This is a genomic window from Desulfoconvexum algidum (assembly GCF_055382125.1).
Genome location: NZ_AP042394.1, coordinates 4,040,416 through 4,062,864, shown reverse-complemented (window position 1 = coordinate 4,062,864; position 22,449 = coordinate 4,040,416). Strand labels below are relative to the sequence as shown.

The window sequence follows — 22,449 nt, the reverse complement described above, 5'->3', positions numbered from 1 at the left end:
CACGCTATCCCCTCAATCTGGTCGTTTAAGAATTATAGGCCCCTTCTATTGACAGAAAATAGGTTAATGGTTTATCTTATTAAGAACAAAATCATTAACTGGCGCCGATGATCGTCTATGTCATAATTTCCGAATATGATACGGCCATGCTCATTTTTCGGCCTGGAAAGGATATTTTTTGTTAGATTCCCAATCGAAGTCCGACCAAGAAAAATTTACGCTGATCGGCTGGAAAGAGTGGCTGGTCTTACCGGATCTGGGTATCCCCGCCCTGAAAGTTAAAATTGACACCGGTGCCCGGACCTCAGCCCTTCACACCTTCAGCCTTGAAGAATTCACATCCAAAGGACGGTTGATGGTTCGTTTTGGTGTTCATCCTTTCCGGAAACAGACAACGGTTGAATTATTCTGTGAAGCGCCGGTGGTTGACCAGCGTGTTGTTAAAAATTCGGGAGGCCATTCTGAAATGCGGTATGTCATTGAGACCAATGCTCTTTTAGGAACCTTGCTATGGCCAATCAAAATAACATTGACCAACCGTGATAATATGATGTTCAGGATGCTGTTGGGAAGAACAGCCCTTAAAGACCGGTTTATAATAGATCCTGCTAAGAAATACCTTACAGGACGTGAATTGGAAAAATCATATTCAAATTTTAAAAAAAGGAATCAACAATTATGAAGATCGGTATTCTTTCCCGAAAAGCAACCATCTACTCAACAAACAGTCTGGTTGAAGCTGCCACAAAAAGGGGACATGAGGTATCTGTAATAGATCCCTTGCTCTGTTATATGGACATTACTTCTCATCATCCTGCCATTCATTATAAAGGGAAAAAACTTGAAGGATTTGATGCGATTATTCCGAGAATTGGTGCATCCATAACATTTTATGGGACAGCCGTCGTCCGTCAGTTCGAAATGATGGGGGTATATAGTGTGAACGAATCTGTGGCCATCAGCCGCTCCCGTGACAAACTTCGCAGCTTGCAGCTTTTAGCACGAAAGGGTATCGGCCTGCCGGTAACAGGATTTGCCCATAGCACAAAATTTACCGACGATCTGATTTCAATCGTGGGCGGGGCACCCCTGGTCATAAAAATGATTGAGGGTACCCAGGGGATTGGCGTCGTTTTAGCAGAAACAAAAAAAGCTGCCCAGAGTGTTATTCAAGCCCTGCGAAGCCTGGACGCCAACATTTTGGTCCAGGAATTTATAAAGGAGTCCTCAGGAACAGATATCCGCTGCTGGGTTATCGGCTCTAAAGTAGTTGCCACCATGAAACGCCAAGGGCCGGAGGGTGAATTCCGATCCAATTTGCATCGTGGCGGACAGGCAACCAATATAAAAATCACCCCGGAAGAACGCTCCACTGCAGTCAGGGCAGCCAAAATAATGGGACTTCATGTGGCCGGTGTAGATCTGCTGCGGTCCAATCATGGCCCTGTGATCATGGAAGTGAACTCTTCACCAGGCCTCAAAGGGATAGAAGCCGTCACAGGTTTGGATATTGCGGGTAAGGTGATTGACTATATTGAAGAAAACGCCTCCCCTGGGAAGACCACGACAATTGGTAAGGGGTAATATGCAGACTCCTGCGACCATTGCCAAAATAAAGGTAACCCCGGGGACACAGGTGACGGTCCATATTCCGGTACCAAAGCTGTACACAAATACAGCAATGGCCATGCCTGTCCATGTGATCCACGGGCGGAAGGCAGGACCACGGCTTTTTGTGTGCGCTGCCATACATGGCGATGAAATTATCGGGACCGAAATTATCCGCCGGCTCATTAAGCTCAAAAAGGTCAAAAACCTGCGGGGGACCCTGATTGCCGTTCCCGTGGTAAATGTTTATGCCTTTGAGCAGAATTCCCGCTATTCCCCTGACAGAAGGGATATGAACCGGTTTTTTCCAGGGTCTAAGACAGGGTCTTTGACGTCTCAGCTTTCCGAGACCTTCATGTCCGAGGTTGTCCGGAACAGCCAGTATGGTATTGACCTGCACGCCGGATCAAACCACAGGGCCAATTTGCCGCAAATTCGGGTTGATATTGAAAATTCTGAGGCGCTTAGGTTGGCCAGGGCGTTTCGGGTGCCCGTGGTAATCAAGGCCGCCATGCGTGACGGATCTCTTCGGAAGGCTGCGGCTGAGATAGGCATCCCCACTATACTCTATGAAGCCGGTGAAGCACTTCGGTTTGATGAAGAGGCCATAAGGGCAGGGCTGAGGGGAATAGTGTCGGTCATGACAAACATTGAAATGCTGCGGCCGCTATCCCATCAAACCAGACCGAAAATCGAACCACTGATTGCGGATTCAACCTCCTGGGTGCGGGCACCTGTCAGTGGTATTCTACAAATGGAAGCCCCTCTGGGCGCCAAAGTGGTTAAAAACACGAGAATTGGGATCATTGCCGATCCGTTTGGAGATAAGGAAGTGGTGATACACTCCCCGGTTTCCGGAATGGTGATTGGTCGCCTGGGTCTACCGCTTGTGCACCGTGGCGATGCGATTATTCACATTGCCCACCTGGACCGTCTAAAAAAAATTGATACAACGATTGAGGATTTCAGGGCTGAAATTTCTGAAGACACATAGTCTGAAGAGAACACCTGTAAAAACCGTCAAATCTTCTGGTGACCACAAGAGAGGTTCAAAATGAATAAATATCCCTTAAAATGGATAACAAAGTCATTGGCAGTTGGGTATGCGCCTCGTTGCGAAGATCATTTACAATCAGCATATGCTGATGGGATCAGAGCGATCGTCAATCTTTGTGCTGAGTGTTATGATTTACATGCAGTTGAAAAAGAAGCAAAATTTGAAGTTTACTATCTTCCTGTTGTTGATGAAAGTGCTCCTGAAATTGAAGAACTGGAAATGGTAATTGACTGGATGAGCAGACAAATCGAATCTGGCAATCCTGTCCTCGTACATTGTAGATATGGGATTGGCAGGACCGGTACCGTTGTGTTGGCATTTTTGATTAATGCTGGAAATAATTTTAAGACTGCACAAAAACTGATGAAGCCGACACCCTCTTGGCCTTCCAGCCGTTTGCAAAAAGCATTGATCGACCGTTATATCTTAAAATTGCGTGGGGTTTCAGCAGATGAGAAATTTTCAAGCTCAAAAACGCATTCTATGGGGAAGTATTTCGAAAATTTAAAATCTATTTTAAAGTGGGATGATTGAGGTGATACGTTATTCTTCCATCGATATTCCTATAGACTTTGCGTCATCCTCAACTTTTTTTAATTTTTCTTTTTCTCTGTAGGCTCTTTTCCTTGCTGAGAGTGCTTTCTCTCTTATTTCAAGTGTTTCTTTTATCTCTTTTTGTTTTGCATGGATATCAGAATTTTCTGATACTGTGAGGTTTTCCATTTTTTCTTTGGCTTCTTGAGCTATTCTTAGTGCATATTTTTCTGCAAGTTCAGCCCGTTTTTCAGCCAGCTGGAATTGATCATATATGTGTGAAAGTTCCTTAAATTTGCCTTCTTCCGGTTCAGCGTCTAATTCCATTTTTTGTGCAGAGATAGAGAATGCACATGTCTTTAGGAATGGTACGACAGATTCAACAGATTCACCTGAAAAGAGTTGTGGAACATTGTTCTTAAGTGTAATTGGCAGAAAAACCAAATCGCTTTCTTTGGAGTATTCAATTATTTTTTGAGAGTCTGGTTTTGGAATAATCACCGGGCTGGCATCGATTCGAATATCTTCAAGTATTTGAAGAAGTTGCGTCTCATTCTGATCGTTATCCTGATCATAGTTAGTAGCCAATAACCTTATCTGGGCTGATTGCCACCCTTTATTGCGTGTCATCAGATAGGACAATAGCAGCATGAATCGACTGGTGTCGTCATTTTGCCACCAGACATCTATATTTTTGTTTCCTTTTTCCTGTGATGGGTCTGGCGCCAAGTCTGCGCCATTCGATTTTAATAAGATGATACTGCATCCGGACTCAATTGCCACCTGCATATAGTCTTGATAGGCTGGATAGTTTCCCTTTTTATCGGTATCATTATTTTTCTCTTCCCAATTGAATAATACCGTGTTTGCCCTCACAGGGCCAATTCCATAGGATTGAATGAGTGCAGACAAGCCAACTTCTGCGTCAATGGTCGAAAGCACCAGAGGAAAAGCATGATGTGAATTTTCTAATATTTCCTTTTTAAGTTCTCTGAACTCCTTTTCTTTTTGCCGGGCGATATTCAAACCACTGCTTCTAAATATTTTTACAGCCGATGTTATTCCGCTGCCGCCTTCGATTAATCCAGCAAAGTTTAAAAGGGGTGTCCGGTATAGTTGTTTATTTGATAAAACAAGAATATAAGGGCGCCACTCTCTTGGATGATCAATGTCCTGATCCGCTTCGATGAGACTGTCCCTTACGCGTTGCAATTGGTATGATCTTTGACTGTCGGACCAGCGATTCAGACCTGAAGTTCGTTTCAGATACTGATAAATTGCAAAAAGGATAGCGACTGCTGTAATGCCGATTTTCAAATCAATTGCCAACATGACACCAAGACATGCAAGAGATCCAACAAGACTCAATTTTTTATTATACCACTTAAATCTTGGTCTGAAAGAGGGGCTTAGGGTTGCTGCTTCAAAATAAGTTGCGTAATTTAGCAATCCGTATGAAATTAAAAAAAACATTGAGACAACCCTTGCAATAAGGTCAAGTTGGCCTAATCCTATTGTTAGAACAGCGATCACCAGGGAAAATAGGACCCCCCGCCTCGGGTTGCCAAGGGGACCTTCAATTTTTGCAAACGGTTTTAATACGGGGAAAATTTTATCACTGGCAAGTGACTGCAAAATCCTTGGTGCCCCTAAAAATGAAGCCATGGCTGAGGAAAGGGTTGCAGCAATGACGCCGGCATCAATCAAAAATCCGAATAGCGCCGTTTTGTTCATCGCATTGTAATCCCTCGATAAAATATCAAGAGGGTTGGATGCTGCAAATAAAATTGAAACGGAAAAATAGACAAGGATAGACACACCAACAGCCAAAAAAGTTCCCAACGGAAGGCTTTTACCAGCATCCTTGAGATCACCGGACATACTGACACCTTGTGTGAATCCCGTGACAGCGGGGAAAAAAATTGCAAACAGGATCCAGAAAGGAACAGGATTTGACCCTGTGTTCCAATTATTTAATAACAATTGTGTGTCCCACTTTTGAAATCCACCGACATAAAAAGAAACCAGCGCAAGAATCAAAAAGACCATGACCACAAATTGAAATTTTGTTGCCAGATCAGCCCCTAACCAGGCCAGGGCGAACAAAAAAATTAAGGCGACCAATGCGATGAGCTGTGGATAATAGACGAGCCCATAGCCAGCTAATATGCCAGACACAGCCTCTCCAAAACCAATGCAGTAAAAGGCAATTGAAACAGATTGGGCCAGAAAAAGAACTATGCCGATGGCACCCCCGAATTCAACGCCTAAAGTTCGCGAAATCAGATAATAATCGCCACCGCTTTTTACCTTCATATTTGTAGCGATCGCAGCAAGTGAAAAACTGGTCAACACTGAAATAAGGTTGGCAATACCGATAATGATAAATGTTTTTCCAAGCCCGGCACTTCCAACCACATACCCCATACGAAGAAATAGAATAATGCCTAAGATTGTCAGAACACTGGGTGTAAAAACGCCTGCGAAAGTACCCAGCGTCCCTGTGCTTTTTTTTGCCTGAGCCATGGTTAACCTCAACTGTTGTTATTTAAAAAGTGAATCTCTATCCATAAACCAGTTGAACGTATAAATAAAGCAAATTTCGAATTGAAAATTATCTTCATCTGTTTGAAATGCAACTATGACCCAAAGTATCCTTGATTTTGGTTAACCCAAAGTATATCCTATCTTTATTAATGGGTTTATCACAGGAGGTGTTTTAATGGCACGATTTCTAAAGAGCCGCGAGGAAAGTAACGGTAAAAGCCCTGGATCTCTGATTTTCATTGGAGATCAAAAAGTAGATTCAACTAAAATTCGTTTGATTGACTATGATTCAGCATCCCTGACTGAAAAAGAAATAAAAGACATCCATGCGGCAGCACATTTAAAAACAACACCAACCGTTACATGGCTAAATATTAGCGGCCTTCATGATATTGAGATGATTCAAAATATTGGAAAAATTTTCCAATTACATCCACTTGTTATGGAAGACCTTTTGAATACGGGGCAACGGCCCAAGTTAGAAGAATTTGAAGATTATATTTTTATTGTTTTGAAAATGGTTCGTTTTGATAATGAGACGGAAACAATATTTAACGAGCAATTAAGTCTTGTCCTTGGAAAAAATTTTTTACTTACATTTCAAGAGCAACCCCGTGAAATTTTTAAACCTGTCCGTGAAAGAATTAAAAAATCAACATCGCGTTTCCGGAAAACGGGGACAGATTATCTTGCTTATGCCTTGATAGATACGGTTGTGGATAATTATATTTTCAGTATAGAGACACTCGGCGAAAAAATTGAAGATCTTGAAGATGATATTCTGAATGACCCGGATTCCGATGTTATGGAAAAAATCAATTCATTTAAGCGTGAAATCAATTATATGAGAAAGTCTATTCGACCCGCCAAGGATGCTATTTACAGGATTTCCCGGCTTGACAGTGAATTAATACAAGAGCAAACCTTGCCTTTTTTAAAAGACCTTGAAGATCTTACCAGTCAGGCAACAGAGGCGATAGAGACATACCGGGATCTTTTGACCGACCAATTGAATATTTATAATTCAGTCATCGCAAACAAGATGAATGATATCATGAAAGTATTGACCATATTTGCTGCCATATTTATCCCCCTTACATTTATTGCGGGTATCTATGGAACAAATTTCGAATATCTTCCAGAACTTAAATACAAGTATAGTTATTTTATTTTCTGGGCAGTCATGATCTCTGTGGCCGGGGCTCTTATTGTCTATTTTAAACGTAAGAACTGGTTTTAAAAAATCAAATTCATGTTGTTTTTTGTTTAAAGCGTCAAGGGAAGACAGCTATGTTAAAGAAAGCAAAACTTATTTCAGGATTAATTCTGATTGCAACCGCACATATGCTGATCACATCGCAGTTCCATGCCATTTTCAAAGGGCAGGCGCCATTTTATCCGGGGGGGGGGGGCTTATACCCTGTTCAATGGAGAAATTACCTTTGGGGATATGGCCGCTGCCCTGCTGAAGGGAGGACAGATTCGAACCATGCCCCTGACCGAAAAAATTGGGTTCCAGACCTTTTTAGAAACGCACAAAAAAAGGGCGGTACCCCTTTTTGCCTGTGACCCCGATGGAAAAATTTTTGTATTTGCAGACGGTCGGTTTCCAGAGCCGGAAACAGGCTGGTCCTTGATCTACCTGTTAATCCACGAGAATAAAATACAGGAACCTGCCGATGAATAAGTCATTAAGGGAAACAGAATTTGAAAAACTGGTAAAAAATAAGTTTATCATGTACAACAGCCTTTTTTTAACCCTCCCGTTTCAATCCGTCATACAGACAGGCAACCTCCTTCCCATTTTGAAGGACAGGTGCCGGAAAGGACTTGAATCCGGGAAAGACCCTGCTCAAATTCTTGATGCTTTTTTTAAGGAACATACCGGCCTGGCATCGGAACCGGAACAAATTGATTTCATGTTCCAGGTGATTCAATATGTTGAGCGGCAAATTGTTCTCTATGACAGTGTGGAAGATGCCGCATTTGCGAAGCTGCAGGCTCTTGGTGATAATGTCTCCCTTAAAAGCTGCATCCATTTAGCACAGACTGCGACGCAGAGACCGGGGCTGTTTGACAAATTGTCTGATTTCAGCGTAAGAATCGTATTTACAGCCCACCCTACCCAGTTTTATCCCAGACCGGTTTTGGATATTATCACTGGCCTGCGCACCCTTGTTTCGGAAAACCATACCAATGAAATCGACCGCAGTCTTGAGCAGCTGGGGCTGACCTCCCTGATGAATGTCAAAAAACCGACTCCCTTTGATGAGGCAAAAAATATCATCTATTTTCTTCGCAGTGTCTATTATGATGCCGTCGGGGAGATGTATGCCCGGATTAAAAAAACATCAGCGAACAATGCCTTTGACAACCACCAGATTCTCCAGCTGGGATTCTGGCCGGGCGGAGACAGGGACGGCAATCCCTTTGTGACCTCCCAAACAACAGGACAGGTGGCAGATGAACTTCGCATGACCCTGATGAAGTGTTATTATAATGAACTCAAAGGCCTGGAGCAGAAATTGACCTTCAGAGGAATTCAGGAGGATGTGGCCGACCTGAGAGCACGGCTGTATGCCACCTTGTTTGACCCGTCTCAAATTTTGACGACAGATGAGATATTACAGCCGCTGGCACGCGTCAGAACCCTTTTAACAGGGCAGTTCAACAGCCTGTACCTGGAGGAATTGGATGCCTTTATCGATAAGGTCAAGATTTTTCATACCCATTTTGCATCCCTGGATATCCGACAGAATCACGGCGAACATATTAAAACCATAGAGGCCATTCTCAAACATGAAAACAGGATCAGTGTCAGCCTGGATGAGCTGTCCCCTGATGAGCTGGTTTCAATTTTGGTTCATTCAAGATTTTATGTCCTGCCGGACCAGTTTCAAGATTCCATGGTCAAAGATACCATCCAGACCATGGCTCAGATGCGATCCATCCAAGATAAAAACGGGGAATTTGGATGCAACCGGTATATCATCAGCAATTCTGAAGATTTCTTCTCGGTTTTGTTTGTGTATGCAATGCTGCGGTGGTGTGCCTGGCAGGAGGGTCCCATCCCCATTGATATCATCCCCTTGTTTGAGTCAATGGAGGGCATGGCAAACTCAGAGGCCATCATGCAGTCCCTGTTTGACATCCCTGAATACCGATCCCACCTGGCCCGGCGGCAGAACCGGCAGACCATCATGCTGGGGTTCTCAGACGGAACCAAGGATGGGGGGTATCTTGCGGCTAACTGGTCTATTTTTAAAACAAAAGAACGGCTGTCCCAGGTGTGTGAGCAAAACCATGTCCAGGCTGTCTTTTTTGACGGCCGGGGCGGCCCCCCTGCCAGGGGCGGGGGGAAAACCCACCGGTTTTATGCCTCACAAAGTCATAAAATTGCCAATCATGCTATCCAGTTGACCATCCAGGGCCAAACCATCACCAGCCTGTATGGCACCCGGGATCATTTTATCCACAATTGTGAGCAACTGCTCACCGCCGGCCTGACTCAGGGGCTGTCTAAAACCCCAAGGAATATCTCCAAGACATCAAGACAGATTCTGGACAAATTGGCAAAGATAAGTCATGAGGCCTATACCGCTCTTAAGCATCACAAAATGTTTTTACCCTACCTTGAAAATAAAAGTACCCTGCCTTACTATGCCAGGGCCAATATTGGCAGTAGGCCGGCCAAGCGGGGTAATCAGAAAAAACTGCAACTAAAGGATCTGAGGGCCATCGCTTTTGTGGGGTCATGGAGCCAGTTAAAGCAGAACGTCCCGGGATATTTCGGCATTGGCACCGCCCTCAAATCCCTGGCAGACCAGAAGGGGCTTTTTGAATTACAGGCCCTTTACCAGGCGGTTCCCTTTTTCAAGACCTTGATTTTAAACAGCATGATGTCCATGTCAAAATCTTATTTTGAATTAACCGCCTATACCGGCAAAGATCCAATGTATAAGGAATTCTGGAATATTTTATTTGAGGAATATCAACTTTCCAAAAAAATGGTACTTCTGGTTTCAAAGTCCAGTATTCTCATGGAAGAGGAACCTTTACCAAGGCGATCCATCAAGATCAGAGAGGAGATTGTCCTGCCTCTGCTGGTGATCCAGCAATATGCATTTCAGAAAATTGAAAAAACACCAATAGACCCCAAGCCCTATGAAAAATTAATCCAGAGGTCATTGTATGGCAATATAAATGCAAGCAGGAATTCAGCGTGATGAATATTTTTGAATGGAAAGGCCCCGGTTATGATAGACTTTTCAAGTAAAGTTGACTATAGATATTTTAAAGACCTCATGTCACATAAATAGTGGTTTCATTAAGGAAGACATCGATGGAAAATTCGTTGGCAACTGTTTTAACCTGGGGTGGAATTGTTTTTTGCATTAGCCAGTCTGCTATGTTTTCAGGAATGAACCTGGCGCTTTTCAGCATCAGCCGATTACGACTGGAAGTAGAAGCCTCCACTGGGAATAAAAATGCTGAAAAACTGCTGCGCCTGCGTGAGGATTCAAACTTTATTTTGACCACTGTGTTGTGGGGTAATGTGGGGATCAATGTTTTATTAACCCTTTTGTCCAGTTCGGTTCTGACAGGGGTCAGTGCCTTCATCTTCTCCACCATGGTGATCACATTTGCAGGCGAAATTCTTCCCCAGGCATATTTTTCAAGGCATGCCCTGAAAATGGTTTCGATACTTGCACCTGTCCTAAGATGGTATCAATACCTTTTGTATCCCTTCGCAAAATCCTCAGCCAAATTTCTGGATTGGTGGCTTGGCAAAGAGGATATCCAATATTTTCGTGAGCACAATCTGCGGGAAGTTATCAAAAAGCATATTGAAGCGGATGAGGCGGATATAGACAGAATCGAAGGGCTGGGAGCACTGAACTTTCTGGCCATTGACGATTTAATCATTGCCAAAGAAGGAGAAACGCTCGATCCCATGAGCATTGTGGAACTACCCTTTGAAAACGGAAAACCTGTTTTTCCCACATATAAACAGGTGGCAGAAGACCCCTTTCTTCGGCAAATTGAAAACTCTGGTAAAAAATGGGTGGTGCTGACCGATACGGCACAGCATCCGGTTTCGGTTCTGGATGCGGATAGTTTTCTTCGACACGCCCTGTTTAAATCACCTCGGCCTGATCCGTCCTGGTATTGTCATCATCCCATACTGATCAAAGACGCCTCGACTCGCCTGGGTAATATATTGCACCGCCTTAAAGTTGAAGGAACAAGTTTCCATGACGATGTGATTGATCAAGATATTGTGCTGCTCTGGGGGCACCGCAAGCGTATTCTCACCGGGGCGGATATTTTGGGTCGGCTCATGCGGGGAATTTCAAAAAAGAATGACATTTAAAGACTTAAAATGACTATTTTAGAGGCTATGGCCAAACGATTGGCTGATTATCTGTCCCAGCCCATTGAAAAAGACATCCAGGTGGCGACCAGCACACCAGAGGACCTGGCATCTACCCTGAAAAAAGGGGATGTCATTCTCATTGAAGGAAACAGTCGTATCAGCTCGGCGATAAAGTATCTGACACAATCCACCTGGTCCCATGCCGCACTTTGCATTGGCAATGGGCGTAACTCAGACAACAGGGTTATGGAACCCGTTCTGGTGGAAGCAGATATCAATGAAGGGGTAAGGACAGTTCCATTGTCCATGTATTCAAAGGTTCATACGCGAATATGCAGGCCTGTGGGAATTACTCAAGAAGACATCAATACTGTAGTTGGTTATGCCCTGGCTCAGATTGGAGATACCTATGATCTTCAGAATATTTGGGACCTAGCCCGTTTTCTGATTTCATCCCCTCCTGTTCCGGGTCACTTGAAACGACGACTTTTGGCACTGGGAAGTGGGGATCCCACCAAAACCATCTGTTCTTCAATGATCGCCCAGGCGTTTCAAGCTGTCCGATATCCGATTCTGCCGGAAAGACAATTGGAAAAAACGGACAGCCGGGCATGCAGACACTGCTATCGGGAAATACTTCATATAAAGCATCATAGTCTTTTTGTGCCCAGGGATTTTGATGCCTCGCCATATTTTGAGATTGTAAAACCAACTATTTACAAGGGGTTTAGTCCCTACGAAATGAAATGGTCATCTGAATTATAGGAGGTGAAAACAACGATTGCCGGTCAGATGAAAATCTAAATTTTTATTCTTTAACCATTCAGGGAAAGGTAATTATTATGCTAAACTTTAATCCAACCAAAGCACAGATGGACCTACAGAAAAAAGCAAGGCGGTTTGCCATAGATCATGTACTGCCTGAAGCCTGGCACTATGATATTAAAGATGAAACGCCGGTACATATTCTCAAAGAGGCCTTTACACAGGGACTGTCCCACAGCGATATCCCAAAGACATACGGTGGAAAAGGCTTCGGGATTATTGAGGGGTGTGTCATCTCAGAGGAAATTTCTGCAGCCTGCCCCGGAATTGCCACCTCCATTTTTGACAATTCTTTGGGAATGGAACCCCTTATTCTGAGTTCAAATGAAGGCTTAAAGAAAAAATACCTGACCCGATTTACAAAGGATTTTAAACTGATCAGCTTTGCCACTTCTGAACCCACTCTTGGATCAGATGTTTCAGCGATCCGGTGTATGGCCAAGCCCGATGGAAGCGATTATATTCTCAACGGAACAAAATACTGGGTAACCAATGGCGGAATTGCAGATTATTACAGCATATTTGCAACCATTGATCCAGAGAAAAAGCATGACGGGATCTGCGCCTTTTTTATTGACCGAAAATGGAAGGGTGTAAGAGTCGGTAGACATATTCCGAAAATGGGGCAACGATGTTCCAACACAGTCGGGGTCCATTTTGACAATGTCAGAGTCCCCAAAGAATTTGTACTGGCACCCCCTGGAGAAGGTTTCCTGCTTGCCATGAAAACCTTTAACCGGACACGGCCGGTGATTGGCGCGTTTGCCATAGGGGCTGCCCGGTCAGCCTTTGAATATGCCATGGACTACGCGAAAAAACGCCAAGCCTTTGGTCAGAAAATCGGCAGTAATCAAGCCATCCAATTTAAACTGGCTGACATGTATCAAAAAATTGAGACATCACGACTTCTTGTTTTGAAAGCAGCATGGGAATCTGACAAAGGGATGGACCCAACTCTCACTGCATCCATATCAAAATTTTATGCAACAGAGGCCTGTATCGAGGTGGTTGACCAGGCGCTTCAAATTCTTGGCGGATATGGATATACCAAAATGTTTCCTGTGGAAAAACTCTACCGGGATGTCCGGTTGCTAAGAATTTATGAAGGAACCAGTGAAATTCAGAGAATGGTGGTTGCGGGTTATATCATGGGCGGATATAAACCTGTGATGCCATCTCTTGAGGATATCCCCGTGCATCACGCGGAAAGTTTTTGTGAAGGCCCTTCTGCCAGGCGGAAAAAAGTAAAAATATGGCGGTGCAGGATCTGCGGTCATGTCCATTATGAAAACAGTCCTCCTGAAGAATGCCCCTATTGTTTTTTTCCAGGTAAGGCATTCAAACAAGTAGGAGTTGACATGAAAAAGGAGTCGTCTTAATCCCAGGCACCCCCCCCCATATCGGTTATCCGTGTATCCGGTTTCTGCTGACCGTATGAACAATCTGCAGCAGGACAATGATATGATGCCTGAAAAAACATTCTGTTTTACGCTGATGGCTCTACGGCCTCTTTTCAAATGGCTGATCATGAGCTGTCCGTTTAAAGTAACAAAGTTTTTTATTTTTTTGTTGATCGGCTTTAGCGGTCCTTGCTAATCAGGCAAAACAGGTCAGGATGACCGGGCCAGGGTGACCGGGCCAGGGGGGGGCAGCCGGGTTTAATTTTTCAAGGCCATGGCACCGGTTATTTCCTGGAAATTTTCAAGGGCTAATATTTCCTGTGTCGTTCCTGCGGCCTTGATCCGTCCCTGATCACAAATGCCTACCATGCTGTAGAGAAGGCAAGTGGAGAAATTTCAGTACAACTTAAAGAAATTATATTGGATAATGATGATTTAAAAAACAGTCCTTTGCAATTGGGTAAATACGTTATGCTATCCGTTTCCGATAATGGAATTGGTATTCCTAAACGATTAAAGATAACTTTTTTTTAAATTAAATATCAACAGCTTTGTTAAGAAAAGCATTTATTGAATGATTAAAATAGGTTATAGCATCGGAAGGGGGGAGATCAAAAAAACTTTTACCTTCTCGATCAAAATTCCTGATAGATTCATTTTCAATCATTGTGCCAATGAGCGGAAGATTTGTTTTTGAAATGACAGCATCAATCTCTTGCTGATCCTGCATTCTGTTAAAAATAAGACCCGATTTTTCAAAACTGCATTTTTCCCTTGCAACTCTGTGAATTGTCCCTACAACATTTCTCCCCTTTAAAGAGGCGTCGGAAACAAGAAGGAGGTGGGTAACCATCTCCATAACCCTACGGCTTATCTGCTCGACGCCTGCTTCGGCATCAATAACAACAAAATCAAAATTACCTGCAAGATCTTTTATGATGTCTTTTAGCAGAGCATTTACCTGGCAATAGCAGCCATCACCTTCAGGTCTGCCTATTGCGAGGAAGGCAAGATTTTCTTTTTCTTCAACGGCATTGAAAATTTCATAATCGAGTAATTTGACAAGCTCATCCCGGTTTGTCCTATCACCATTTTCAAGGCGTTTGATTAAATTGTTTCTAATATCATCAATAGTTTTATTGACGTTTATGCCAAGGGGAAACGAAAGTCCTACCGCCGGGTCTGCATCGATGGCAAGAATTTTAGCCGATGAACTTTCAGACAGCATTTTTACAATAAGGGCGCTGACACAGGTTTTCCCGACGCCGCCTTTTCCGCATACAGCAATTATAACGGGGTTATTTTTCATAGGCTATTTTATCCCTGAGCTCTCTTAACGCGTCGGCTTCATTACAAATATCGCTGTATTCACACTCACTACAGTCATAGCTCATTTCATTTACCATTTTGGCCATGGCATTTAGAGTACGTAAAGATCGGTTACCGATATCAAACAATTCATCTACATCGTTATTTGATGACGTGATAAAGATAATCTCAACCGATTTCACATAATCAAGAGCGTTTAATTCATTGATAAGGGAACTGCCTAATATTTTAAATGAAAAATGTTTCGAGACAGCATCTTTGCTTATCCGGCACCATTCAGCCATATAATTCGATGCTGATTTCAGCATAAATCCACTCAATGACAAATCAAATTTTGATAAAAACATCTCGCGGGTTCTGTCAGCAGCATTATTTTCATCAAAATTCGCAACTTGTGCAATAACAATTTTGCCGAAAGGAAGGTTTGGTGTGGATGCTTCACAGATATCAGCGCCTATCAGAGTGATGTCTCCATCATTGACAAGCGATGGGTCTTCGGTCCATGTTTGAAATGAGACCGATGCATCGTCCGGGTTACCAAGCTCCACAGAAAGATCCGGCAACAATACAATTCCTGATTTATCTGATTTTGGCCATGAACTAAAAGGGTCCGCTTTGAAAATCCGATAGACATTTGAATTTTTCTTTTGATCAATATAGTCTCGTATCTCATCAATATATTTTTCTAATAATTTCATTTAAAAAGATGCCACCATCATAAAAAAAATAAAGCGCATTAAATTTGTGCAGCAATGATTGCCGCCCCCACCGCCCCGTTTATCTGGGGGTCAATATTCTCAAGCGCTTTTACAGGAACGCCAATCCCCGAGGAGAGCGCTTCAAAAACGCCGATGTTTTTGGCAACGCCCCCCGTCATGATGACGTCTTCTTCAATGAGAAGTGTTCGTGCCTGTGATGCCACACGGCTTCCAAGGGAATGATGGAGGGCATTCAAAATATCGGCAACCTCTTTTTCTTCATTGACGAGTGAAACAACTTCAGTTTCTGCAAAGATAACGCATTGACTGGAAATCGTGAGCTTTTCAGTGAACCTCTTTCCGATGGCTCCCATATCATCCAGATCGACCTGAAGTGCATCCGCCATGATTTCCAGAAAACGGCCGGTCCCCGATGCACATTTGTCATTGTATGTATAGCGGATTACGCGTCCGTTTTCATCAATTTTAATGGCTTTGGAATCCTGGCCGCCAATATCGACAATCATTCTGGTTGACGGGTTATTCCACCATGCACCCCTTGCATGGCAGACAATTTCCGACGCAAGCTTATGGGCAAAGGGAATTTCCTGCTGCCCGTATCCTGTCCCGACAATTTTACCGATTTTATCCATCGAAAGCCCGGCCCTTTCAAGAACTAGTTTCATAACAGTTTTGGCAGACTCAATGGGGTCTAACTTCGCCGGGATTATAGCGCTTTCAATAATTTTATTATTCTCAAAAATCACAGCTTTAGCGGTGCTTGAACCAATATCACATCCTGCTGTTATCATATTTTTCCCCCGTTTTTTTCTTAGCCATTTGCTCTGCAAAGAGTGCTGCGCCGATGGCCCCTACAAGCTGCGGGTCAGCCTTTTTAATTTGCTTTATTCTGCAGCCGAGCAGTTTACTCAAGGTTTTCACAACCCCCGTGTTTTTTGCAACGCCGCCGGTCATGCAGATATCATTTTCAATTTTTACGGAATTTATCAGCATCGCCACTCTATTTGCCATAGCCGTATTGATTCCCGCACAGATATCTTCCACAGGTTTTCTTGAATTGATGTGTTTAATAACGTCCGCCTGGGCCCAGACAGTACAGATTGATGCAAAGGTGATCGGTTTAGTCGATTTTGCAGACAGCTTTCCAAGCTCTGAAGACTCGATATTCATTACCTTTGCCATAACATCCAGAAAACGGCCGGTGCCCGAGGCACATTTATCGTTGGTGATAAATTTTATCAAATTGCCATCTCGATCAAGCTTGATGACTTTGCAGTCCTGACCACCAATATCAATGATGGTCCTTGCCGAAGGAATTAACCATTGTGCGCCTTTGCCGTGGCAGGAGATTTCTGAAATCGCCTTGTCGATAAAGGTGATTTTTTCACGTCCGTATCCGGTTCCGACAGTACTTATGATATCACTTTGGAGAATCCCTGTTGCATCGAGCAGTTTTTCCATAACGCGGGTTGCCGACTCAATGGGTTTGGGCCCTGATCTTATCAGTGCGGACCCTGCAATTTTTTTGTTTTTAATAATGACTGCTTTTGTCGTCAGTGAGCCGACGTCAAACCCTGCAACGATATTCATAATAACCCCCTGATCTGATAAAACTCTTCAAGTCTTGTTTCTGTTGCTTCCCAGGTTTCAACCCGTGTATCGAAGCTATCCGCATGAGATATATGTGTCGGGTACCCCATTGCTTCAAGATCACGTGACAGCAGTTTGATATTTGACCATGTGTTTCTGCAGCCGGGAGTCCCGTTATACAAACAACAATCGGCGCTGTATTGTTTTGCAAGGGAAAGGCTGTCTTCGAGCCACATGTTGGGTGCATCATAAGGTCCTCTGATGGTTCGTGTCATCGGCATTCGGGCGTTAATATCGGCAAGGCTGTCAATCATTGTATCAAGACTTGTTGTGTCAATCTTATATGTTGTTCCGGGAACGCCTGTCGTATAAGGTGCCGCCTCATTAAATGTTCGTGAGAGAATATTGCCCATATGGGATATGCCCTTTTTTTGAAACCACTCAAACATTGAAATACCAAGGGCATAATTATCTATGTAGACCAGAAATGTCCTGTTTTTCTCAACACCGTTTTTTAAACCGGAACGCCCGTTAACAGCATTGTCTCTTACTATTTCAGTCATTTCTCCCAATAGTTTTGTGAATTTTTTCTTTCCTGAGTAGGTGTAGCGGGCAGCGTAGATCATGATATGGTAAATGCCCGGAACAGGATTAGGGACAAGACGCTGCATCTCATCTATTTCGCTCATTAGAGCATCCTGTTTTTTCTTCTCCTCAAGCACTTCTCTTAGTCTGTCAATATCAAATTTACACCCTGTATTTTCCTGAAGAAAATTGATCAGCTCCCGGTAATCTTTATGGTGGTATTCTCTAACCTCTTGGGTTGTCAGTTCAGACGGATAGTCTAAACCGTAATAGGGTATATTAAGATACTGGGCGGCAAAGTTATAGGCATTGGCATTGGTGTCGCAGACCCCCCCCATGTTCAGGGCAACCAGATTTATTTCTGCGCCAAGGCCCGCAAGGTATGCCCCCATTGCTCCTCTTTGAGACGAACATCCCGTTTCTGAAAACCCCAGTTCCGTACAATAGTCCATGAAATCTGCGGAACCCCTTTTCCAGAGCATCGATGTTAATGCCGTGCCTATTTCAAGGGTCACCGGAGCCAGATTATCGATGGCATAAAAAACGGAAGGGTCAAAGCAAAATGTTGTCATTACAACTTTTTTACCATTTTCTTTGGCATTGATGATGTTGGAATAATAATCATTAAAAAGATCAAAAAAAGTAACGGCAGGCTGGCCGGTTGCAAGAACAGGTTCTAAAAGTCCGCTGACGTATGGCGTATATTTTAACACATTTTTGATCTCACCCGGCGTTGAACTCCCCAGGTTTCTGGCAACTCTGAATGTGGCTGCAAAAAGCTTGTCCAGATTGTATTCTTTAAGTTCAGGTCTCATACTTCGCCTTTTGGGGTCTATTATTGTAATCGTTTTTCGTGCAGTTTATTCAACCTGCAGTTTATTCAAGTTGTTCAATAAATGCATCGACTCTCATTTTCAACCTGCCGGTTTCGGTTAAAGGGCCATGTTCTCTTTCGACTCTCAGGGACGGGATATTCTCTCGGTCAAGATCACGTTCAAGCAGGCCGTTTTCCGAACCGTGAAGATCACAGAATCGTATGTTTTGCATAATGATCCCATCGGCCTTTGTTCGTTTAATTTTTTCGATAATCATTCCTGCCCGCTCTTTGTACCAGCCCATCATACGGGGGCAAACAGACCCCGACAGATATTTTGCTGTAAGGGCGCTCAAGGGCTCCTCGTCTTCGCTGACGATATCATCCTCATTTCTGACACCGAAACAGACATTTTCGCCAACGACAATAGCATCAGACTGTTCGATAAGAGAGATCAGCTCAAAATCATCACAGACGCTGCCGCCTAAAAAGAGCTTTTTTTTGTCTTTGGCTAAATTGGTTTTTCTTTTGCGAACGGTATCGATCAGTTCTGCGAGATTTTTTTTATAAATATCTGGTGGCATGACGGTTCCTGCAATGATTGCACAATAAGCTTCCGTCCCCGAAATTCTAACCGGATCTTCGCGTCGCAGGCGTTCAAGATCCCATAAAAGTTTACGGAGGTTGTTCTGATTTTTGATAGCGGTTTTCAGTTTTTCATCCGTAATTTCAACATCAAACTGATTTTCAATCGCTTTTATCAGTTTTTTTACCTGATTTTTATACCAGTCAAAGGCATGGCCATCAGGCTTATGGGGAACATCGAAGTAATGAAACCAGGGGGGTGCTGAACCTTCTATATCTTCACCCATTTTACGCCAGCAGTCATCGAGCCTGCGGAGTGAGTCACAGCCATTGGATATGACAGCTCCGTCTAAAAAATGATAATTTCCTGTTCCGGCGAGCTGAAGAATCGCTTTTGGAAAACTGCAGACAAAGGGACCATAATAAGCGTCTGAAATCTCCATGCTTCCGGCGGTTATTCCCCGCAGGCGAATCGGAAGAATTCCAGCGGCATAAAAAGGCTCCACCGGCATAAAGGAACAGGTATATCCAACAATTTTACCACCACTCGCTTTCCACTTTTGAACAGTCTCAATCTCGATTGTTGTGGCGGCTTCAAAAAAAATGTCCTTCATCATTGTTTCTCCCTGCCGGTGATAAACTGACAAAGCATTTCTCGTACCTCATCAATCTGGTCATCATTTTCATCGCCGTCCGGTGATAAACACCCGATAATCTCTTTAATCAATACAGGGGCTGTGGCTCTGATAACCGGTTTGAGGGACGAACCGACATCACCCGATATCCAGGATATTGATTCACTGATTTCATCAATGTCTATAGTTGCTGTAAATTCGTCTATTGATTTTTTTAGTAGCTCAGGAGAATGCGCGTTCAATAAATTTAAGAGGTTGGACGTTGCATTGACAACTTCCGCAAAATCATATCCATTCCATTTTGAAATACCTGTTGCAAGTGCTTTAGCGGCATCTTCTTCATCCAGGTCTTCAATCGTTTCGAGCTTGTGTTTAAACAACCTGATTTTTGAATTTTTTTTGGCGGATAGATTCTCAAGACTGCCTGTAAGCAGCTCAGGCGTCTCCCCGGCTATTTGTTGAACCGTTTTTTGGAGAACTTCTCGACCATCCAACACTGCTCTTCCGGCCTTCATCATGACCACAGGATCTATTTTTTCAATCATGATTCTCGATTTTCTAAGGAGCTCCGTTGAAAACTGAGGAACACCGGCTTCACCGATCAAAGCGCTTCCCGTATGCACCTGCCGTATCATTTCATTTATATTATTGATAAAGTTTCCAATTGTTTTTCCGTCCATTTCTTTCAAAAAGGACATCAGAATATCAGCCAGGATATCCGCCGGGAGATCGTTAAATCTTTTAATAATGTCTTTAAGAAAAAATAAAAGATGATTTGAAACTCCGGGGAAAAATGAAAGAAGGGTCACTAATTTTGCCGGAAATTCAAAAGCGAGGTCATTTGCCCCTTTTAATATTGAATCAATATCTTCTTTAGAATGGTCAAAGGCATTTTTGAATTCACTGAAATCAGTATGCTCAAGGAATGTTCTTAACTTAAGGATAATAGTGTCTGCTAAAAGCTTCGGGTTGTTTTTGTGAAGGGAATTCAGTGTCCGTGCAAGTGCGGTGAGCGTTTGCGCTGTTTTCTCAGTGTTAAAAGAGGAGAAAAAACAAGACAGCATTTCAAGCTGTTTTTCTTCCGGATTGTTTTCAAGCGAAACAACCATTGCATGAATTATTTCACTGATATTATTAAAAATCGTGGGCAGCGTTGAACTGATAAGCGCTAACAAATCCGGGTGTTTCAAAAGAGACAGGAGTTCCTCTTTTTCATGGTCATTTTTTTCATGGCCATTGGTATTGTTCGAAAAATTTTTTTTAACGACCCATTTTGCAGGTTTCGAAGCAAACTTTTTTGCAGTACTCCCTTCCCCCCAGAGGTTAAGGACTTCAGTTATTCCGGAATCTACAGCATTCATAACCTCTTTTGTTTGTAAAATTTGTGCAAAATAACCTGCAAATGAAAATTTTTCTTCGGGTATACCCATGGACTAAACTCCTTATGCTTTTTCTAGGGACAAAGATGCTTGGCCAGACGTTTACCAAGGCCTAATAAGGTTAAAGTCGGCGGCAGACCCCATGCTTCCGGTATAACGGAACAGTCACAAACGTAAAGATTGTCATGGCAGGTTTTAAGATCAGAATCAATTATCTCTCCAATTTTAACCGTACCGCCGGGATGCGCTGCCAGTTTCCAACCGCTGAAGATACCTTTTGCTCCGGCATTTTTAAAAATTGATTTTGCTCTTTGATACCCGTGGTTAAATTTTGCATTATCTTCGATGGAAAGGCTTTTTCTGACGCCGCCGTTCCAGGTTATTCTGCCGCCGAGATCATCTTTTGCCTTAATCATCATCATCAGCGTTTTTTTCTTTGAAAAAGCCCGGTGTCCACGAAATTTAAGTGCACTATGCGCTCCATAAAGCGGAGTGGGAAAACTAAGGTCGGTCATAAGATAACCCTCATCTTCCATATGGGTACCTGCCGCCATTTGGGGCTCACCTTCAGAGGAAAGGGTGTCCACAGTTCCGAATACCATAATCAGAGGATCATAGAAAAAATCATAGCCTGCATTATAAATCCCGCTTTGTCTGAGTATAACGGGGGAACCTATCCCACCTGCCGCAACAACAATTTTATCCGCAAAGACCTGATGCATTTTAAATATTTTTTTGTATTCAACACCCACAGCAATTTTATTTTTAATAATGATTTTTGTGACTTTGGCACCATTAATAAGCTCAGCGCCTTTATCCGTCGCCTGCTCAATAAAGTTCCTTGCTGTCCATTTTGCGCCATGGGGGCAACCGTAGCTGCATTTTGCACAGCCTAACCGGCATTTATCCTGATAGATGAATTTGTTCAGCTTTTTCCATTCATAGCCAAGATCAAGTGCACTATCCATCATCAGCTTTGCCGCAGGTCCTATCAGATCATCAGATAGGGGAGCGATTGGAAGTTCTTCTTTCAGTGCATCAACTTCATTTTGAATATCGATGTCATAGGAATTAAGGATCTCATGGGGTGGATCAAAGGCCGTTGCGCAATAAAAATTGGAGCTTCCACCCGTACAGGTCCCACGAATCATTCCCAATAATTTTTTATCGGTGAACAATAAATTTTTTCCCGGTATACCCGCACTGGATATGAACTGAATAAGCGACCCTTTTACAGGGGCATTGCTTCCCCATTCCAGAATTAACACTTTGTTACCTTTGTCCGTTAATTCTTTTGCAACTATAGCTCCGCCGGGCCCGGAGCCGATAACTATTACATCATAATGACTTTTCTGCATTATGCCACCTCATACTTGGTGTTGTATTTAAGCGTTTTTCCTGAATAAACGATTATCGATAATCGTTTATTGACGTTTAAGCAGAATTCTGATAAATGTCAACTTAA

Annotated in this window: 19 protein-coding genes; 10 read left to right on the top strand and 9 right to left on the bottom strand. The window is 43.2% G+C overall.

Going from position 1 to position 22,449, the window contains the following annotated elements:
• The first annotated feature begins 178 nt into the window (after positions 1-178).
• From ACZ45G_RS18490 to ACZ45G_RS18475, 4 genes are read left to right on the top strand one after another with little or no spacing between them, the layout of a single operon-like run.
• Positions 179-682 carry an ATP-dependent zinc protease family protein gene (locus tag ACZ45G_RS18490; protein ID WP_464171969.1) on the top strand — a complete coding sequence of 168 codons (504 nt, stop codon included), beginning with the start codon at positions 179-181 and terminating at the stop codon, positions 680-682.
• Complete coding sequence (gene rimK, locus ACZ45G_RS18485; RefSeq protein WP_464171968.1) at positions 679-1,584, top strand: 30S ribosomal protein S6--L-glutamate ligase; 906 nt, start codon at positions 679-681, stop codon at positions 1,582-1,584. The genes ACZ45G_RS18490 and rimK overlap by 4 nt, the downstream gene beginning before the upstream one ends.
• Before the next feature lies 1 nt (position 1,585).
• Entirely contained in the window at positions 1,586-2,602 is a 1,017-nt protein-coding gene (locus tag ACZ45G_RS18480) for a succinylglutamate desuccinylase/aspartoacylase family protein (protein ID WP_464171967.1), read from the top strand.
• Between the two features lie 60 nt (positions 2,603-2,662).
• Positions 2,663-3,199: a protein-tyrosine phosphatase family protein gene (locus ACZ45G_RS18475; RefSeq protein WP_464171966.1), complete on the top strand. Its 537-nt coding sequence runs from the start codon at positions 2,663-2,665 to the stop codon at positions 3,197-3,199.
• A gap of 9 nt (positions 3,200-3,208) precedes the next feature.
• On the opposite strand, the gene ACZ45G_RS18470 is transcribed toward ACZ45G_RS18475, so the two are convergent.
• Positions 3,209-5,725, bottom strand: coding sequence for an amino acid permease (locus tag ACZ45G_RS18470; RefSeq protein WP_464171965.1), 2,517 nt, complete (start codon positions 5,723-5,725; stop codon positions 3,209-3,211).
• Between the two features lie 196 nt (positions 5,726-5,921).
• On the opposite strand from ACZ45G_RS18470, the gene corA reads away from it, so the two are divergent.
• The 6 genes from corA (at position 5,922) to ACZ45G_RS18440 (ending at position 13,327) form a co-directional block, all read left to right on the top strand.
• Entirely contained in the window at positions 5,922-6,986 is a 1,065-nt protein-coding gene (corA, locus tag ACZ45G_RS18465) for a magnesium/cobalt transporter CorA (RefSeq protein ID WP_464171964.1), read from the top strand.
• Positions 6,987-7,112: 126 nt separating this feature from the next.
• Positions 7,113-7,433 carry a hypothetical protein gene (locus tag ACZ45G_RS18460; RefSeq protein WP_464171963.1) on the top strand — a complete coding sequence of 107 codons (321 nt, stop codon included), beginning with the start codon at positions 7,113-7,115 and terminating at the stop codon, positions 7,431-7,433.
• A complete protein-coding gene (locus ACZ45G_RS18455; RefSeq protein WP_464171962.1) occupies positions 7,426-9,972 on the top strand; it encodes a phosphoenolpyruvate carboxylase in 2,547 nt (848 codons plus the stop codon). The genes ACZ45G_RS18460 and ACZ45G_RS18455 overlap by 8 nt, the downstream gene beginning before the upstream one ends.
• Positions 9,973-10,088: 116 nt before the next feature.
• Complete coding sequence (locus tag ACZ45G_RS18450; RefSeq protein WP_464171961.1) at positions 10,089-11,120, top strand: DUF21 domain-containing protein; 1,032 nt, start codon at positions 10,089-10,091, stop codon at positions 11,118-11,120.
• A 9-nt stretch (positions 11,121-11,129) separates the two neighbouring features.
• Positions 11,130-11,888 (top strand): YiiX/YebB-like N1pC/P60 family cysteine hydrolase, encoded by a 759-nt coding sequence (locus ACZ45G_RS18445; protein ID WP_464171960.1) that lies wholly within the window; start codon positions 11,130-11,132, stop codon positions 11,886-11,888.
• 77 nt (positions 11,889-11,965) lie between these two features.
• Positions 11,966-13,327: an acyl-CoA dehydrogenase family protein gene (locus ACZ45G_RS18440; RefSeq protein ID WP_464171959.1), complete on the top strand. Its 1,362-nt coding sequence runs from the start codon at positions 11,966-11,968 to the stop codon at positions 13,325-13,327.
• 556 nt (positions 13,328-13,883) lie between these two features.
• Here the strand turns inward: ACZ45G_RS18440 and ACZ45G_RS18435 are convergent.
• From ACZ45G_RS18435 to ACZ45G_RS18400, 8 genes are all read right to left on the bottom strand, one after another.
• A complete protein-coding gene (locus ACZ45G_RS18435; RefSeq protein WP_464171958.1) occupies positions 13,884-14,657 on the bottom strand; it encodes an ATP-binding protein in 774 nt (257 codons plus the stop codon).
• Positions 14,647-15,375, bottom strand: a complete 729-nt coding sequence (locus tag ACZ45G_RS18430) for a hypothetical protein (protein ID WP_464171957.1) — start codon at positions 15,373-15,375, stop codon at positions 14,647-14,649. Before ACZ45G_RS18430 ends, ACZ45G_RS18435 begins: the two co-directional genes overlap by 11 nt.
• Positions 15,376-15,413: 38 nt before the next feature.
• Positions 15,414-16,187 (bottom strand): acyl-CoA dehydratase activase, encoded by a 774-nt coding sequence (locus tag ACZ45G_RS18425; RefSeq protein ID WP_464171956.1) that lies wholly within the window; start codon positions 16,185-16,187, stop codon positions 15,414-15,416.
• A complete protein-coding gene (locus ACZ45G_RS18420; protein ID WP_464171955.1) occupies positions 16,168-16,986 on the bottom strand; it encodes an acyl-CoA dehydratase activase in 819 nt (272 codons plus the stop codon). Before ACZ45G_RS18420 ends, ACZ45G_RS18425 begins: the two co-directional genes overlap by 20 nt.
• A complete protein-coding gene (locus ACZ45G_RS18415) occupies positions 16,983-18,386 on the bottom strand; it encodes a 2-hydroxyacyl-CoA dehydratase subunit D (RefSeq protein ID WP_464171954.1) in 1,404 nt (467 codons plus the stop codon). The genes ACZ45G_RS18420 and ACZ45G_RS18415 overlap by 4 nt, the downstream gene beginning before the upstream one ends.
• A 61-nt stretch (positions 18,387-18,447) precedes the next feature.
• Positions 18,448-19,587, bottom strand: coding sequence for a 2-hydroxyacyl-CoA dehydratase subunit D (locus ACZ45G_RS18410; RefSeq protein ID WP_464171953.1), 1,140 nt, complete (start codon positions 19,585-19,587; stop codon positions 18,448-18,450).
• Positions 19,584-21,035, bottom strand: a complete 1,452-nt coding sequence (locus ACZ45G_RS18405; protein ID WP_464171952.1) for a hypothetical protein — start codon at positions 21,033-21,035, stop codon at positions 19,584-19,586. The genes ACZ45G_RS18410 and ACZ45G_RS18405 overlap by 4 nt, the downstream gene beginning before the upstream one ends.
• 23 nt (positions 21,036-21,058) lie before the next feature.
• Positions 21,059-22,342, bottom strand: coding sequence for a GMC family oxidoreductase N-terminal domain-containing protein (locus ACZ45G_RS18400; protein WP_464171951.1), 1,284 nt, complete (start codon positions 22,340-22,342; stop codon positions 21,059-21,061).
• Positions 22,343-22,449 lie beyond the last annotated feature (107 nt).

What these genes read in the sequence shown, in the direction of transcription:
- ACZ45G_RS18440 (WP_464171959.1), top strand. Translation starts at nt 11,966, where the DNA reads ATGCTAAACTTTAATCCAACCAAAGCACAGATGGACCTACAGAAAAAA.
- ACZ45G_RS18470 (WP_464171965.1), bottom strand. Translation starts at nt 5,725, where the DNA reads ATGGCTCAGGCAAAAAAAAGCACAGGGACGCTGGGTACTTTCGCAGGC.
- ACZ45G_RS18430 (WP_464171957.1), bottom strand. Translation starts at nt 15,375, where the DNA reads ATGAAATTATTAGAAAAATATATTGATGAGATACGAGACTATATTGAT.
- ACZ45G_RS18410 (WP_464171953.1), bottom strand. Translation starts at nt 19,587, where the DNA reads ATGATGAAGGACATTTTTTTTGAAGCCGCCACAACAATCGAGATTGAG.
- ACZ45G_RS18455 (WP_464171962.1), top strand. Translation starts at nt 7,426, where the DNA reads ATGAATAAGTCATTAAGGGAAACAGAATTTGAAAAACTGGTAAAAAAT.
- ACZ45G_RS18480 (WP_464171967.1), top strand. Translation starts at nt 1,586, where the DNA reads ATGCAGACTCCTGCGACCATTGCCAAAATAAAGGTAACCCCGGGGACA.
- ACZ45G_RS18450 (WP_464171961.1), top strand. Translation starts at nt 10,089, where the DNA reads ATGGAAAATTCGTTGGCAACTGTTTTAACCTGGGGTGGAATTGTTTTT.
- ACZ45G_RS18460 (WP_464171963.1), top strand. Translation starts at nt 7,113, where the DNA reads ATGCCATTTTCAAAGGGCAGGCGCCATTTTATCCGGGGGGGGGGGGCT.
- ACZ45G_RS18435 (WP_464171958.1), bottom strand. Translation starts at nt 14,657, where the DNA reads ATGAAAAATAACCCCGTTATAATTGCTGTATGCGGAAAAGGCGGCGTC.
- ACZ45G_RS18400 (WP_464171951.1), bottom strand. Translation starts at nt 22,342, where the DNA reads ATGCAGAAAAGTCATTATGATGTAATAGTTATCGGCTCCGGGCCCGGC.
- ACZ45G_RS18475 (WP_464171966.1), top strand. Translation starts at nt 2,663, where the DNA reads ATGAATAAATATCCCTTAAAATGGATAACAAAGTCATTGGCAGTTGGG.
- ACZ45G_RS18420 (WP_464171955.1), bottom strand. Translation starts at nt 16,986, where the DNA reads ATGAATATCGTTGCAGGGTTTGACGTCGGCTCACTGACGACAAAAGCA.
- ACZ45G_RS18445 (WP_464171960.1), top strand. Translation starts at nt 11,130, where the DNA reads ATGACTATTTTAGAGGCTATGGCCAAACGATTGGCTGATTATCTGTCC.
- ACZ45G_RS18405 (WP_464171952.1), bottom strand. Translation starts at nt 21,035, where the DNA reads ATGGGTATACCCGAAGAAAAATTTTCATTTGCAGGTTATTTTGCACAA.
- corA (WP_464171964.1), top strand. Translation starts at nt 5,922, where the DNA reads ATGGCACGATTTCTAAAGAGCCGCGAGGAAAGTAACGGTAAAAGCCCT.
- rimK (WP_464171968.1), top strand. Translation starts at nt 679, where the DNA reads ATGAAGATCGGTATTCTTTCCCGAAAAGCAACCATCTACTCAACAAAC.
- ACZ45G_RS18415 (WP_464171954.1), bottom strand. Translation starts at nt 18,386, where the DNA reads ATGAGACCTGAACTTAAAGAATACAATCTGGACAAGCTTTTTGCAGCC.
- ACZ45G_RS18425 (WP_464171956.1), bottom strand. Translation starts at nt 16,187, where the DNA reads ATGATAACAGCAGGATGTGATATTGGTTCAAGCACCGCTAAAGCTGTG.